Consider the following 15,379-nt stretch of genomic DNA (forward strand, 5'->3'; position numbering starts at 1 on the left):
GTCTTTATGCGAAAAATGCTTCGATGAAGTGTTCAATTTATTTATTGCAATCTGCCAAAAATCAAATGCAAAATCTATTCTTGAATGAGAAAAAGTGATAAAATATTAACTAGAATACTATAGGAATGAGGGTTTTAAGTGGGAAAGAAGTACGAATTGGTTTTGCAAGACACATTGACACTTGATGGGGTTATTTTATATCGTATTAAAGCCGTAAAGGACTTTCAAGTTGGGAAAAGACAAGTTAAAGCGGGGGATTTGGGTGGCTATTTACAAAGTGAAAGTAACCTTTCTCAAACTAGCACTTGCTTTGTTTTTGATCAAGCTGTAGTTTTTGGTGATGCGCACGTTAAAGATGAAGCTGTAGTTGAAGGACAAGCTCAAGTTTTTGACCAAGCTGAAGTTAGTGACAGTGCACATATTACAGGGCAAAGTCGAGTTTTTGGCCATGCTAAACTAAGTGAGCAAGTGCAAATTCTTGACCAAGCCCAAGTCTATGGTTATGCTGACCTTTCAGATGCGGCGCTTATTAAAGGTGAAAGTCATATTTATGATAAGGCTCAGATTTCTGATCATGCTGTGATTAGTGGACAGTCAGAAGTTTTTAATTTTGTTGAAGTTAAAGATGACGCACAAATTGAGGACAGTCAAATTCATGGTCATGCTGAAGTCTCGGGGCAAGCCCGAGTTAGCGGAAGTAAAATTTATGGTAATGTGCTTTTAACAGCAAAGGTCCGAATTAATGGACAAAGACTTTACGGGGAGGAAGTTTATCGCAACTAGTAGTGCAATGTTGTAAAATTTAAGGGGGAAAAAAATTGAAGCAAGATATGCATTATCAGGCAGATTTCCAACACCTAATTACCCAGGTTATGCCCACAATTTTAGGGAAAAGTAATTTTAAAGTAATTTTGACAGAGTTCTTATCGCAAGTTGGGCAGGCAAGTCAGGCCCAAGAGGTTTTCTTCCTGGAATTAGATAATTTTGAATTTGAGCAAGCGATTTATAGTTGGACGCGAGAAAATCAACTGTTAGATGCATCGCTAAAGCAAACTCTTTTAGATCAAATTAAGGTTAAAGAAGCGGTTCTTAGTCAGAATGTGGGACAAGACATGGCTTTAAACGCTGATTTGGTTAAACTTCTAGAACAAAAAGAAATCACCACCTTAGCTCTTTGGCCTTTGTTAATTGGCGATAAATTGCAAGGATTTTGGGGAATTCTTGGGCCACATTTGAAAGCTATGACAACTTTAGAGAGCTATGGGCCTATATTGACGACGACAATTGTGGGACGTATGGTCCAAAAACAACTAGAAGCCAAGTTATTATTATCAGATCAATTAGATACGGTTACCAAGACTTACAATCTAGTACATTTTTTCCAGGAAACAGAAAAGGTTAAAAAACAAATTACGGCCATTGTGCACTTCAATTTTTTAGATTTTCAGTTATATAATGCCAGCCATAGCATTGAAGAGGGGAATACGTTATTAACAGAGTTTGGTCAGTTATTACAGACAAAATTTTCTACTAAACTAGTAACCCGTTTAGCTGCGGATAATTTTGTTGTAGGTTATCAAGGTTCGGATACCTTGGATCTAGTTGCGAGTGTTCATCAGGAAATGATGCGGAGGGGGCAAAAAGTTGAGGCTGGGATTTATTTTTATCAAAACCAAGTTGATGTGCCTACGGCTTGTGATTTTGCGCAAGCTGCTTGTCGGAAAAATCGTTTTCGAGCTAATACCTATTGGACAGTCTATTCTGAAGAATTACGAGAAGAGATGGTACAAGCTCGTTATTTACGGGAAAACCTCGACCAAGCAATTGCAGCTGGACATTTAAAACTACACTATCAGCCAATTGTACGTGTTTTAACGGGGAAACCGTCAAGTCTTGAAGCACTCACTCGTTGGCATGATCCTCGGTATGGCTTATTAGGACCTAGTATTTATGTACCTATTCTAGAAGCAAGTCATCTTTGTTATAAGGTTGACATGTACGTAATTGAAAAGACCTGTCAGGATTTGCGTCAAGCCTTGGATGCTGGTCGCCCAGTAGTACCAGTTGCAATTAACTTATCACGGGATGATTTTGAATTTTTTGATTGTGTAGACTACATTGAGACTACTCTCCAGCGTTATGGGCTTGATAGACGATATCTACGAATTGAAATTACGGAATCAACGGCGATGGAAAATCCTAAGTTAATTCAGAAAGCTATCATGCGTCTACATCAAGTGGGTTACAGTATTTGGATGGATGATTTTGGTTCGGCGTACTCATCGTTAAATACCTTAAAGGACTTTGCTTTTGATGGTATCAAATTAGATGGAGCCTTTATGCGCCAATTGAATGATAAATCAAAAGAAATTGTATCGTCAGTAATTAACATGGCTAAAAAATTAGGGATGCATACGTTAGCTGAAGGGGTTGAAACGCGTGCACAATATGATTTCTTGTATGAAATTGGCTGTGAAAAAATTCAAGGTTACTATTATGGCCGGCCTTTATTGTTAGATGAACAAATTATAAATTTAGAAATGCAAGCGATGGGTTGGGAAAATCAAAGCGATGAAGAACTATATGACCAACTTAGCTCACTTCAGATTACATCTCACAGTCGGCTCTTTTTGATTGGTGATGATGGTCAAAAATTAAAAGTACTCTACTTAAGTAAGAAGATAAAAAGGATGCTAGACCAAGGTGGTTATCGCACCGATTTTGAGTTCATAGATCAAATTATAAATAATTCCTTGACCTCCTTAGGTCAAAAGTTGAAGCAAGCTGTTATGCGAGTACATCAAGATGTTAGTCCGGTAAATCTGATACTTACCTGGGATAATACTTACCGTTTGCATTTTACTTTGCGCAAGGTAGCTAGCTTAGCGACACGACAAATTTATCTTTTAGTTCTTGATGAAGTACTTCAAAAGTAGAGAAAAATTTCCGAGAGCAATAAAAAGAACCACCAGAAAAGCAACGTTTTATAGCGTAATTTTCTGATGGTTCTTTTTTAACCTTTACGTTTGAGGATTTTTTCCTTATGCATTTGGTGACCAGCAGCAGCTAAAATTTCTTCTGCGGTATTACCGTCCTTAGGATAACAAGCATAACCTAAAGATGCATCAATAACAAAGGAAATTCCTTTGATATGCAATTCTTTTTGGATATGGCTTTCGATTTTTTCTAATAAACTTTCGTAGGCATTGGGAGAAAGTTTTTGCGGAATCAAAGCTACAAAGTCGTCTCCTTCAAGGCGGTAAAGTTGCCCTTGGTTTTTCAAAATATGCGTGACTCTTTGTGCAGTTTCAACTAAAACACGGTCTCCCACGGCATAACCATGCGCTTCGTTAAGAGATTTAAGAAAATTTAAATCAATGTAGATTAAACCATAAGGTAAATCCTTACTATCTAGGATAGCAGTTTCCTCTTGGAAATCAGCTTTGTTAGGCAACATAGTGAGGTCATCTCCCTGCATTCCAGGCATAATAGCAATTTTTTCTTTCATTTTGCGATTAAATCCAGGAATAGAAATGATAGTGATAAAGAGGGTAATTTGTAGCAAGAATCCAAAGGTAACTAGAGCTAAGTAATCAAAATTTGTAAGCCAACCATACCTAGGTTGAATTTGTAAGGTCCAAGTTGTTTGAGGTAAAACATTAAAGTTAACTTTAATTGGATTGAAGTCCTTATTTTTTTCTAAATTTGTAATGATGGTTTGCCCTTTTTGATTTTGAATTTTGAAGTAGTAGTTTTCTTGAAAAAGGTCGAAATTTTGTAATTGCGCAAAAAATTGTGACTTAGAAAGATCAACTACATGGCTTTGCCTTTTATCTGCTACTGTTAGAACTAATTGGGTATTTTCAACCTTTAAGGAAGATTTTTTAGCAGAACTAACATGAATTCCTAAAATCTCCGGATTAAGTTGGCTTAGTTTTTGTGAAAGTTGAGCTGGCCTGTCTAAGCTTACTGAGCGAATAAGTTTTTGTTCATAATCAACTTGATTAACGATTTGACCGGTGAGGGCCTGTGCATAATCTCGGCTTTGTTGTTGTCTATTTTGATTGATCTGACGGAAGAGGAGATCTACTAGAAAAAAGACAAAGAGCAACAACAAAACAAAAATAGTCGCATAATTGATAACTAATCTTTGCTTTGACATTAGGTGTTAGACACTCCTTTAAATTATTCTAAAGATAGTATACCAGATATATAGTAAAAATGGAGTAGGATATTATTTATAAAAAAGAAGTTATTTTAACTTTTATTATAAAATAAAAAGTAGCTAAGGTAACCTTATCTTGCTTTTGAAAAAATCGCCAAGTAAAAGAGTTAACAAATACTCAGCGAGAAAAAATCTGATTTTACTATTTTTAGCCACGTAGGTGGACCATTATTACTAATTACTACATCTCTTTTTATCTTAGAATTTTTTATTGACCTTAAGCAAGTCTTTGTTACAATAGAAGACGGAGTATAAAGAAGGGAAAGAGGTGTTAGCATGTTATTACAAAAATATAAAAAAACGATATTGCCATTTGTCCAAGCCCCCAGTAAGGGTCGAGTCGTCGCTAAGCGGAATACTGCTAATACCAGTGTGATTTTTGTTTAATTTTCTTGGAATAGAAACGACGGTTTGGCCCATCAGTAAACTAAATACGGTGGCAAAACGGGGATTTTTTACTTTGATAAAAAGCTTAACCTGGTGTTTGCCAGGCTTTTTTGCCAAATAATTGAGAAAGAAGAAAAATTATTAATGAAAAAAAATAAAATCAGTCTTTTTGCGGCGGTTATGCTAGCTCTTAGTTCTTTAATCGGTTCTGGTTGGCTCTTTGGGGCCGGGGAAGCGGCACGAATTGCCGGACCAGCTGCGATTTTCTCATGGATTATTGGGGCGGTCATTATGATAATTATCGCTATCAACTATGTGGAACTTGGAGCTATGTTTCCTGAAAGTGGTGGAATGAGTCGCTACGCTCAGTACAGTCATGGATCTTTATTAGGATTTATTGCGGCCTGGGCCAATTGGGTTTCTTTGGTGACGATTATCCCTATTGAAGCGGTCGCTTCAGTACAGTATATGTCGACTTGGCCTTGGAAATGGTCCAAGTGGACGCAAAGTTTCATGGAAAATGGGAACATCTCTAGTCACGGTCTCTGGGTTGTTATGCTGTTCTTACTAGTCTTTACCCTCTTAAATTTTTGGTCAGTTCAACTTTTAACACGCTTTACAAATCTGATTTCAATCTTTAAATTAGGTCTACCAGCGCTTACCATTGTAATGTTAATTATTTCTGGTTTTCACGGAGAGAATTTTACTAGTCAAACCCAAAGCTTTATGCCTTATGGGTTAAAATCAGTTTTTGAAGCAACAGCAATTTCAGGGATTATCTTTTCCTATGATGCCTTCCAAACGGTAATTAATATTGGAGGCGAAATTAAGAATCCTAGCAAGAACATATTACGTGGGGTAATTATTTCTCTCGGGATTTCAGCTATCATTTATATTTTCTTACAAGTTGCCTTTATCGGAGCAATTGATCCAGCAACTTTGGCCAAGAGTGGCTGGCACGGGGTGAACTTTGCATCGCCGTTTGCTGATGTGGCCATCATGTTAGGTTTACATTGGTTGGCAGTCTTGCTTTACATGGATGCTTTTGTTTCACCGTTTGGAACGGGGGTAGCTTTTGTAGCAACAACTGGTAGGGCCCTAGCGGCTATGACTAAGAATGGCAACTTACCAGCCTGGTTAGGGCGTTTGGATCGTCGTTATATGACACCAAGAATTGCAGTTGCCACTAGTTTTGTTGTGTCAGCGATTATGGTTTCGATTTTTAGAAATTGGAGTATGTTAGCCAGTATCGTAGCTGCTTCGACCTTAATTGCTTATTTAACTGGTCCAGTAACGGCAGCTGCTTTACGGAAAATGCGTCCCGATTTTAAACGACCAGTTAAATTGCGTGGTTTAAACTTTATTGCACCACTTTCTTTTGTAGTGACTAGTTTAGCTATTTACTGGACTATGTGGCCTACAACGATTAATGTTATCGGAGTTATTGCATTGGGTTTACCGATTTATTTCTATTACCAAGCTCGTTACAATCAATCTAACTGGGGACAAATTCTTAAGGGAAGTGGCTGGATGTTAGCCTACTTAGCTTTTATTGCCTTAATTTCTTATCTGGGTGACCATACTTTTGGTGGCATTGGCTTGTTAAAGTATCCTAGTGACTTTGGACTCATTATTGTGGCTAGCTTAGCTTTTTACTACTGGGCGTTAGCTAGTCGGGTAGATGGTCCTGACTTGCAACATGCACAGAAAGTTAATCGCAGAGTAAAATAAGAAAGTACGATTTTCAAAATTAAATGAAAATCGTGCTTTTTCACTAGTTTAAGGGAAATTTATTGCTTTTTTAACGAAAATTGATATGATTGTAGTGGTATACTTTTCAATATGTAATATTAGAGAGGACGAGAAGAATTATGTGTGGATTTGTTGCTTATGTAAACGACGATAGTTTACAAATGAAAGAAACAATTATTCAAAAAATGATGGATCGGATTATCCACCGCGGACCTGACGACAGTGGAAAATTCGTAGATGAACATGCAGCTTTAGGTTTCCGTCGTTTGAGCTTCATTGATGTTAAGAGTGGGAATCAACCAATCTTCAACGAGGATGATTCCAAAGCTATTTTATTTAACGGTGAAATTTATAACTTTAAAGAATTGCGACAAGAATTAGAAGGTGCTGGTCACACTTTCTCAACTCATGCGGATACCGAAGTTATTTTGCATGGCTATGAAGAATGGGGCCAAAACATTACCAAGCGTTTGCGTGGAATGTTTGGTTTCATTATTTGGGACCGAAAAAAACAAGAACTTTTTGGTGCGCGCGATCATTTTGGGATTAAGCCTGTTTACTACGGTAAAATCGGAGAAACTTTCTTTGTAGGTTCTGAAATCAAGGCCTTCTTAGACCACCCAGACTTCAAATTGGAATTAAACAAGGAAGCTTTAAAACCTTATTTAACTTTCCAATATCCTGCTACTGAAGAAACTTTCTTCAAGGGTATTTACAAATTACCTGCTGGCCACTTTTTCCACTACAAGGATGGTCAATTAAAGATTGAAGAATACTGGGATGCGAACTTTGAAGCTGAAGATATGAACTTTGACCAAGCTGTAGACCGGATTGAAGCCGCTGTGAAGGAATCGGTTAAGGCCCACAGTTTTGCAGATGAAGGAATCAAGGTTGGTTCTTTCTTATCAGCCGGGGTTGATTCTAGTTATGTAACAGCTATGATGCGCCCAGACATGACTTTCTCCATTGGTTTTGACTCAACTTACGATGAAACTAAGGATGCCCGTGAATTAGCCAAACGCTTAGGCTTGAAGAATACGGATATGAAGTTGACAAATGAAACGGCATTTAATGCTTTTCCAACCATTCAATATTATTTAGATGAACCAGATTCCAATCCTTCAGTAGTACCATTGTACTTCTTGACTAAGTTAGCCAAGGACAATGGTTACAAGGCAATGTTATCTGGAGAAGGGGCCGATGAACTCTTTGCAGGTTATACAGATTATGGTTTCAATACTAACTCGAAAGCAATTCGTTGGTTAGCTGACCAGTTAAAGAAATTACCACGTAAGCAACGTTATGCGTTGGGGGAAAAGCTCAAAAACGCAAAGAATTTCCACGGTCGTTTACACCTCTACCACGCTTTAGCACCTGCTCGTGAAGATTTCGTAGGTCAAGCTTATATTTTCTCACCTGAAGAAGCCAGTGATATTTTGAAGCAGGAATATGACTGCGGTCCAAGCGTGGATGAAATCTTGAAACCATTCTTTGATAAGGTAGAAGACCTTGATATTGATGAAGTAGCTAAGCGTCAGTACGTGGATATCCATCAATGGATGCCAGGAGATATCTTATTGAAGGCCGACAAGATGAGTATGGCTAACTCCTTAGAATTACGGGTACCATTGCTAGATAAAGAAATTATGGCTGTTGCACAAACGACGCCAACCAAATACCTTTTTAACTACAAGGGGACCAAATGGGCCTTTAGAGAAGCTGCCAACCGTAATTTACCAGAGGAATGGGCACACCGGCCTAAGATGGGATTCCCTGTGCCAATCCGAGCTTGGCTACGGGAAGAAAAATACTACCAACAAGTTCGTGACTTATTTGCCCAAGATTTTGTGAAGGAATTTTTCGACCAAGACAAGCTCTTGCAATTAGCCGATGACAATTTTGAAGGTAAAGTTGACGGTCGTCGGAAGCTTTGGACAATCTATACTTTCTTAATCTGGTATAAGTTGTACTTTATTGATAACTTTAAACCAGCCGTGAAGGAAGCATAAGAAGAAATGGCCTGATTCATGAGAATTAGGTTATTTTTTTGATAACCCCCTTGAGTGAAAAGGTTTTCTTATGGTACATTTTACCTTGTATAACTGTTCAGAGATGAACAAGGACCATAAATAATATATTTTGAAGAATTGAAGGTAATAACTTATGGCAGATATTAAAATACAACCTGTTTTATTAGGAACTGATTTTAATTGTTACGGGATGGCACGTTCCTTTCATGAAGCATACGGTGTTAAGAGTATTGCGTTTGGGGTAGCAGCTTTAGCGACAACTAAATACAGTAAGATTGTAGATGTTAATTTAGTTGAGAACTTTAATAGTGATCCTATTTTCATTGAAACTTTGCGAAAATTTACGCAAACAATGGATGCAGATACAACTTACATTTTGGTAGCTTGTGGCGATGGTTATAGCGAATTAGTTTCTAAGCATGTGGCTGAATTACAAAAAAACTTTATTTGTAACTATATTGACAATGAGTTGTTTAACCGCTTAGGTAACAAGGAAAGTTTTTACGAAGTGGCAGCAGAACATGGACTTCCTTTTCCAAAAACACAATTAATAACTAAAGAAATGGCGACTAATCCTGCGTCAATTGAACTTCCTTTTAATTTTCCTGTAGCTCTAAAGCCTTCTGATAGTATCCAATGGCTAGACGTCCACTTTGAAGGACGCAAAAAAGCCTTCATTCTAGATAAACGTGAAGAATTTGATGAACTTTTACCTAAGATTTACCAAGCTGGTTACACGGGTAAGATGATTTGCCAAGATTTTATTCCTGGGGATGACTCAAATATGCGTGTGGTTAACGCTTATGTTGGGTCTGACCACAAGGTGCGCATGATTGCGTTGGGTCATCCACTTTTGGAAGACCCAGCTCCAGCAGCGGTTGGGAACTATATGGTAATCTTACCAGAACAAAACCAACAAATTTTTGATAATATTCAAAAATTTTTAGAAAGCATTAATTATGTTGGTTTTGCAGATTTTGATTTGAAGTATGATGAACGTGATGGGATTTTTAAGGTTTTCGAAATTAACATTCGTCAAGGCCGTTCAAGCTACTACTGTACTTTAAATGGTTGCAATTTAGCAGAAGTTTTAGTTGACGATCAAGTTTACCATAAACCACAAGATCAAGTTCAATATGGTCAAGTCCAAAAGGTTTGGTTGGGGGCTCCTGAAGAAGTCTTCTACAAGTACGCCAAAGATAATGAATACAAGCAAAAGGCAATGGAACTTTTGAAAAAAGGCCAAAAAGGGACAACGGCTTTTTATAAGAAGGATAGTTTCAAGCACCGCTTATTAATGCGTTATGCTTTCCACATTTTAAAAGGGAATTATAAACGTTACTTTGTACAGCGCTAAATCCAATCAAGGGAGTGACTAACAGTGGAATTAGTCCGTGTTATTGAACTTTTAAAAGCAGAAAATTTACTCAAAGATATTATTTACCAAGATAGGTATTACTATGATTTACCGGCTAACTTAACTCACATAGAGTTCTCAGATATAACTTATGATTCACGCACTGTTAAGCCGGAAAGCCTCTTTATTTGCAAGGGAATTAACTTTAATCCAAACTATTTAACTAGTGCTTTAGAAAAAGGCTGTCAAATTTTTATAGCGCGTAATCTTTATGAGAACACAGAATATGGGCAAGCAGTTGCGATTATGGTTAAAGATGAGACTAAGGCAATGGCAGTTTTAGCTCGTGAGTTTTACGGTAACCCACAAAAGAATTTGAAAATTATTGCCTTTACCGGTACAAAAGGGAAGACTACTTCAGCTTACTTTGCCCATCAGCTATTAAATACAGTTGCACCTGGTAAAGTTGGTCAATTTTCAACGATTGCCAATATGCTAGATGGTCATACTTATCAACAAGCTCATCTTACAACACCGGAATCTTTAGATTTGTTCAAGATGATGCGACAAATGGTTGATAATGGGCTAGAATATTTGGTGATGGAAGTTTCCAGCCAAGCATATAAGAAAAATCGAGTTTATGGCTTAGAATTTGATACGGCGGTATTTTTAAACATTTCGCACGACCACATTAGTCCGATTGAACATCCAACTTTTGAAGATTATCTTTACTGTAAAAGTCAAATTGTTGAACATGCTAAACACGTGATTGTTAATCGCCAAACACAGGTTTATGATTACTTAGTTCAAAAGGCTCAGGGCCAAATAGTTACTTTTGGTACCGAAAGTGCAGATTACCATTATGTTGCGCAAGATAATGGTTACTTTGATATAACAACAGAAAAAGCTAAATTGGTAGCCTTAAACGGGCAATTACGGATTAGAATCCCCGGATTTTTTAACTATGAAAATGCTTTGGCAGCTACTTTAGCTTGTCTCAGTATAGTTGACATTGACTTTGTAACTATTCAGGAAGCTTTGCTAAAGACCTTAGTGCCTGGGCGAATGGAATTAGCACATAATCACAAGGGGGTTACAGCTTGTGTTGATTATGCTCATAATTATTTGAGTATTACCGAAGCATGTAAGTTCCTGAAACATGATTACCCTGGGAATTTAATTGTGGTTGTTGGAGCCCCCGGTGGTAAAGCTCAATCACGTCGCGCTGATATCGGACAAGCAGTGACAGAATATGCAGACGTAGTCTATCTAACTAGTGATGATAATTTCTTAGAAAATCCCCGTGATATTATTGCAGAAATTCGCGCACATGTAGATGAAAAACAGGTAGAAACCCACGTGATTATCGACCGTCAAGAAGCAATAGAAGCAGCAATTAAAGAAGCTCAATCAGGTGATGTGGTCTTCCTAGCAGCTAAGGGACGAGAAAAGTTCTTACATGAGGGAGGAACCGATATTCCTTACCCAGGTGATCATATCTTAGCCCAAAAATTTTTGGCTAAATACGACAAATAAAAGCGGAGTGAGGAAAGAAAATGGAAAACTTTTTTGCAATTATTGGTGGAATGGGGACGATGGCAACGGAAAGTTATATCCACCAAGTTAATCTGGCGACACCGGCGCATAAGGATCAAGAATATCTCAACTATATTTTGTTGAACCATGCGACAATTCCTGATCGAACTGCTTACATTTTAGATCATAGCCAACCTAATCCTTTGACTCCGATGATTGAAGATATTCAGGCTATCAACACTTTGAAGCCAAAATTCTATACTTTGCCTTGTAATACAGCTCACTATTTTTACGAAGAATTGAGCAAGGTTGCCCAAGCACCAATCTTGCATATGCCTAAAGAAGCTGTGGCTACGATTAAGGAAATTTATCCTCAGGCAAAGCGGGTTGGTATTTTAGCAACCAAAGGGACGATTGAACATGGTATTTATGACCAGGCCGTCTTAGATGCAGGTTATGAACTTGTCAGACCAAATCAAGAAATCATGGATATGACGACTAAGTTGATTTATGATGAAATTAAAGTTAAGAATCATGTCGACTCGAAACTTTACCAAGATACAGTAGCTAAAATGATAATAGAACAAAATTGTGACGTCGTAATTTTAGGTTGTACAGAACTTTCGCTTGCTCAAGAAAGAGAACCAATTACAGACCAACCAATTGTTGATGCACAAGTTATTTTGGCTGAAAAGACGGTGGCTTTAGCAAAACAAAATTAAATTCAGAAGTCTAGCATTTCCTTTGAAGTGCTGGGCTTTTTACGATACAATAAATCTGTATTAGATAAAGCGAAAAAATTGAGGTGGGTTAAAACTGAAAAAACAAATTCAACAAGCTAGCCTTTTGGTAGCAACTTTTATCCTAGTACTAGGAATCATTTTACCGGTTGCTAATGCACGTTCTTTCGGGCGGAGCCGAGGCTATCGTACTACTACGCGCTCCTTTGGCAATTATCACCGCAATAGTCGGCCTTGGTCACATAAGACTCGGGTAATTGAGGGCTCTTACAAGACAGTGAAACCAAGTAAAAACGCCACAAGCGTAGATGCTAGTTATCGAACCTCAAGCAATAAGTCTTATTCTTCAACAGGGCAAACAACTAACCATCAAGGCTTTGCCGGTAATGCTACGAGTGGTTCTTATACACGTTCGCAAGCGCAAAATATTTTTCAAAAGCAAAAGCTAAGTTCGCGTTATCGGCGAGGGTTCTACCATCAAAGTATTATCACTAATCCTTGGTTTTGGCTCTTTATGATTAATCATCATCGCCATAGTCGTATGAATAATGAACAATATTTACAAGGCTACCGTGCTGGCTATGATGCTGCTAAGGAAGACAAGAAAGTAAAAAATAAAAAACATGAAAAAGTAGAAGGTAGTTCATCGAGTAAATATCGGCAAGGATATCAAGATGGATACAAGGATGGATACAAAGATGACGTAACCGAAGCATAAAAAGAACCCTAACATGAGATTTTGGTCTCGTGTTAGGGTTCTTTTGTGGTTAATTAAGACAAATAATCGTGGGATGAAAAATTTGGTAGCCTAGCAGAGGTCGTTCATCGGGCAAGAAAAGATGCTCGTCTTTAGAAAGAGCTTGTAACTTTATTCGTAAATCATTTAAAGTTATACCCCCATCTTCACTGGTAATCAATTGGTAACCCTGACTTTGAGACTGAAGTCGGGTTAAGGCCTGATACTTTTCTTTTTCATTTTTCCAAACGACCTGCCGTTTGTCATCAAGACCTTGGCTGGCTTGTAAAAATTCACTAACAAGCACTATGCCTTGATTTCCTTGGTAAGCTTAATAATTTTTTCTACGGTTTGGCCTAAGAAGGCGATGGTATTTTCCAAAGGTTCTTTAGTGGAGACATCGACACCAGCAATTTTAGCCGCTTCCAATGGAGCTTTTTGATCACCTAAGGCTAAAAATTCCAACCAACGGTCGATTGCTGTTTGACCTTCATCGAGGTATTGGAGATAGGCTTGAGTCGAAATTGTTAATCCTGCGGAGTAAGTGTAAGAATAGAGGCCCATATAGTAGTGACTTTGGCGCATCCAAGTTAAACCAGCATCTTCATCAATATCAACGGCATCACCCCAGAATTGCTTTTGCACCTGCATCTTAATCTCCGTTAACTTCGCACCATCAAAACCTTGGCCTGCATCAATTAAGCGGTAAACCTCTCTTTGATAAGCTGCCTCTAAAAGGTGGGTGATGAAGTTATGGAAATAGGTGTTAGTTAGCATGGTGGTGTAGGCGAAACGCAAAGCCCGTGGGTTAGGGTTTTGACTTTCAAAATAGTGGGTTAAGAGTAACTCATTGTAAGTTGAAGGCGCCTCAATAAGGTAGAGAGAGGGTTCACCGGCTAAAATTGGATTGTGCTTATTGATGGCAATGAAGTTTCCCGCATGTCCTAATTCATGGACCAAAGTGTAAGCATCAGGTAAAGTATCTGTCCAAGACATCAAAATATAAGGGTGAAGCCCATAAGGTGTAGTTTCGAATCCCCCAGATTCCTTGCCGGCATTTGCAACAAAGTCAATCCAGCGTTCTTTAAAGGCGGGCATTAACGAATTCAAGTAATCTGATCCTAAAGGTTTAAGAGCTTCAGTCATGTACTTCTTCGCATCATCTAAGCTAGTTGGATAAGTAAAGTCGGGATCTAAAGCAATTTGTAAGTCAGAATAAGTCATTTTATCCAATCCATGTTCTGACTGAATGAGTTTAACGTACTTTTGCATAATCGGTCCTAATTGATTGATAATTAAGTCAATTTGACGATCGAACATTTCACGGCTAATTTCTTGACCATCTAAAAGGTAATCAATGACGGAATCAAACCCGCGCATAGTGGCCATCGTTTTTTCTTTAAGGACTTGGTTGTAGTAGTTAGCTGCAATCGTATTTTGGTGTTGACGTAAAACGTCAGAAAAAATTTTGTGCGCTTTATGCCGTACTTTAGGATTTGGGTAATATTGGTAAGTGTTTTCGTAAAGAACGAAAGACATTGGGTATTTAACCCCATCAACTTCAAAATCAGGCATATCAAAGTCGGCTGCCCGTGCAGTTGTATAAAGATTTTCTTGTCCCGCAAAAACAGGGTTTAAACTGGCAAGTACCTGTTCGACCTCAGGTGTGAGAAGGTGTTTTTTAGACCTCTTCCAAGTCCGAACTAAATTAGCGTGAGCAGTATCAAGTTCTCCCACAGCTTCTAAGGTTGCCACATCATTAGTTAACACTTCGTTTTCAAAGAAGGTCAATTGGGCGGAAATTTCGGCTTCAGTATGGGAAAAATCACGCAATAATTGGTTGAAATGAGGATCAGTCATATCACTAGCCTGTTGTAAAAACGCATAGTGACTTAACCAGGAAAGTTTAGTTTCAATTACTTCTAAAGGTTTTAAAGCTGCTACAATTTTGGTGGCAGAGTTTAATTTACCTTGGTAGTTAGTGACAAATTCTTGGGTTAAAGTCTTAGCTACCTCAAGGTCAGTGTAAAAATCAGAATCGTCAGCATAGATTGCTGTAACGTCCCAAGTGAGTTCTTTAGGGACATCTTTACGTTTTGGTAAAGCCATAAAATCAACATCCTTTCTTAACATTTTTTAATTATAGCATAGCTATTTCAAAAGCCGTAAAAATCTGCTTTTAGGATAGCTGGTAATTATGATCTATATTTATAGAACCGTGATCTAAGTAAAAAAACTTATTGGATTAAATCTGAAGTGCAACAAAAAAGTTAGACAAAATATATTTTAAGTAGCTAAGACATGAGTTCGGAAATCAACCGGACTCATGTTTTTTGTTTTGTTCGAAATTCGGTCGTTATTATACCAATTGATGTACTTTCTGAAGAGCCATGTGAACTCAGCTATGTTCTTACAGCTCTTGATTTCAGATAGCGATTCGATTTTGAGAAGGTGAAAAAAACTCTCCATAGGGGCATTATCTAAACAATTTCCCTTGCGGGACATACTTTGGATTAGACCCAATGAATCAATCTTTTCACGATAGTAGTCCAATTGATAATGCCAACCTTGGTCAGAGTGAATAATGGGATTAACACCTTCAGGAAGTTTGTCTTC

The 15,379-nt window shown here is 37.9% G+C and carries 12 protein-coding genes; 8 read left to right on the plus strand and 4 right to left on the minus strand.

Annotated features, from left to right (window positions below):
* The first annotated feature begins 138 nt into the window (after window positions 1-138).
* On the plus strand, window positions 139-783 hold the full coding sequence (locus FC36_RS05050; protein WP_023859536.1) for a hypothetical protein: 645 nt from the start codon (window positions 139-141) through the stop codon (window positions 781-783).
* A gap of 35 nt (window positions 784-818) precedes the next feature.
* Window positions 819-2,936 (plus strand): EAL domain-containing protein, encoded by a 2,118-nt coding sequence (locus FC36_RS05055; RefSeq protein ID WP_056986748.1) that lies wholly within the window; start codon window positions 819-821, stop codon window positions 2,934-2,936.
* A 77-nt stretch (window positions 2,937-3,013) separates the two neighbouring features.
* Here the strand turns inward: FC36_RS05055 and FC36_RS05060 are convergent, their stop codons facing one another.
* On the minus strand, window positions 3,014-4,162 hold the full coding sequence (locus tag FC36_RS05060; RefSeq protein WP_025021253.1) for a GGDEF domain-containing protein: 1,149 nt from the start codon (window positions 4,160-4,162) through the stop codon (window positions 3,014-3,016).
* 594 nt (window positions 4,163-4,756) lie between these two features.
* On the opposite strand from FC36_RS05060, the gene FC36_RS05065 reads away from it, so the two are divergent.
* The 6 genes from FC36_RS05065 (at window position 4,757) to FC36_RS05090 (ending at window position 12,745) form a co-directional block, all read left to right on the plus strand.
* Complete coding sequence (locus tag FC36_RS05065; protein WP_056986749.1) at window positions 4,757-6,343, plus strand: APC family permease; 1,587 nt, start codon at window positions 4,757-4,759, stop codon at window positions 6,341-6,343.
* 140 nt (window positions 6,344-6,483) lie between these two features.
* A complete protein-coding gene (asnB, locus tag FC36_RS05070; RefSeq protein ID WP_035188645.1) occupies window positions 6,484-8,373 on the plus strand; it encodes an asparagine synthase (glutamine-hydrolyzing) in 1,890 nt (629 codons plus the stop codon).
* Window positions 8,374-8,527: 154 nt separating this feature from the next.
* Window positions 8,528-9,751 carry a carboxylate--amine ligase gene (locus FC36_RS05075; protein ID WP_025021251.1) on the plus strand — a complete coding sequence of 408 codons (1,224 nt, stop codon included), beginning with the start codon at window positions 8,528-8,530 and terminating at the stop codon, window positions 9,749-9,751.
* A gap of 24 nt (window positions 9,752-9,775) precedes the next feature.
* On the plus strand, window positions 9,776-11,287 hold the full coding sequence (gene murE / locus FC36_RS05080) for a UDP-N-acetylmuramyl-tripeptide synthetase (RefSeq protein ID WP_025021250.1): 1,512 nt from the start codon (window positions 9,776-9,778) through the stop codon (window positions 11,285-11,287).
* Window positions 11,288-11,307: 20 nt separating this feature from the next.
* On the plus strand, window positions 11,308-12,009 hold the full coding sequence (locus FC36_RS05085) for an aspartate/glutamate racemase family protein (RefSeq protein WP_035188641.1): 702 nt from the start codon (window positions 11,308-11,310) through the stop codon (window positions 12,007-12,009).
* Between the two features lie 124 nt (window positions 12,010-12,133).
* Window positions 12,134-12,745 (plus strand): hypothetical protein, encoded by a 612-nt coding sequence (locus FC36_RS05090; RefSeq protein WP_056986750.1) that lies wholly within the window; start codon window positions 12,134-12,136, stop codon window positions 12,743-12,745.
* Window positions 12,746-12,794: 49 nt separating this feature from the next.
* Here the strand turns inward: FC36_RS05090 and FC36_RS05095 are convergent, their stop codons facing one another.
* From FC36_RS05095 to FC36_RS12695, 3 genes are all read right to left on the minus strand, one after another.
* On the minus strand, window positions 12,795-13,070 hold the full coding sequence (locus tag FC36_RS05095) for a hypothetical protein (protein WP_025021248.1): 276 nt from the start codon (window positions 13,068-13,070) through the stop codon (window positions 12,795-12,797).
* Window positions 13,070-14,872 (minus strand): oligoendopeptidase F, encoded by a 1,803-nt coding sequence (pepF, locus tag FC36_RS05100; protein WP_025021247.1) that lies wholly within the window; start codon window positions 14,870-14,872, stop codon window positions 13,070-13,072. The genes FC36_RS05095 and pepF overlap by 1 nt, the downstream gene beginning before the upstream one ends.
* A gap of 177 nt (window positions 14,873-15,049) precedes the next feature.
* A partial coding sequence (locus tag FC36_RS12695) for an IS3 family transposase (protein ID WP_156409511.1) occupies window positions 15,050-15,379 on the minus strand: 330 nt, incomplete at its 5' end.

Origin of the sequence: Ligilactobacillus equi DSM 15833 = JCM 10991 (genome assembly GCF_001435735.1) — a bacterium.
Taxonomy (GTDB): domain Bacteria; phylum Bacillota; class Bacilli; order Lactobacillales; family Lactobacillaceae; genus Ligilactobacillus; species Ligilactobacillus equi.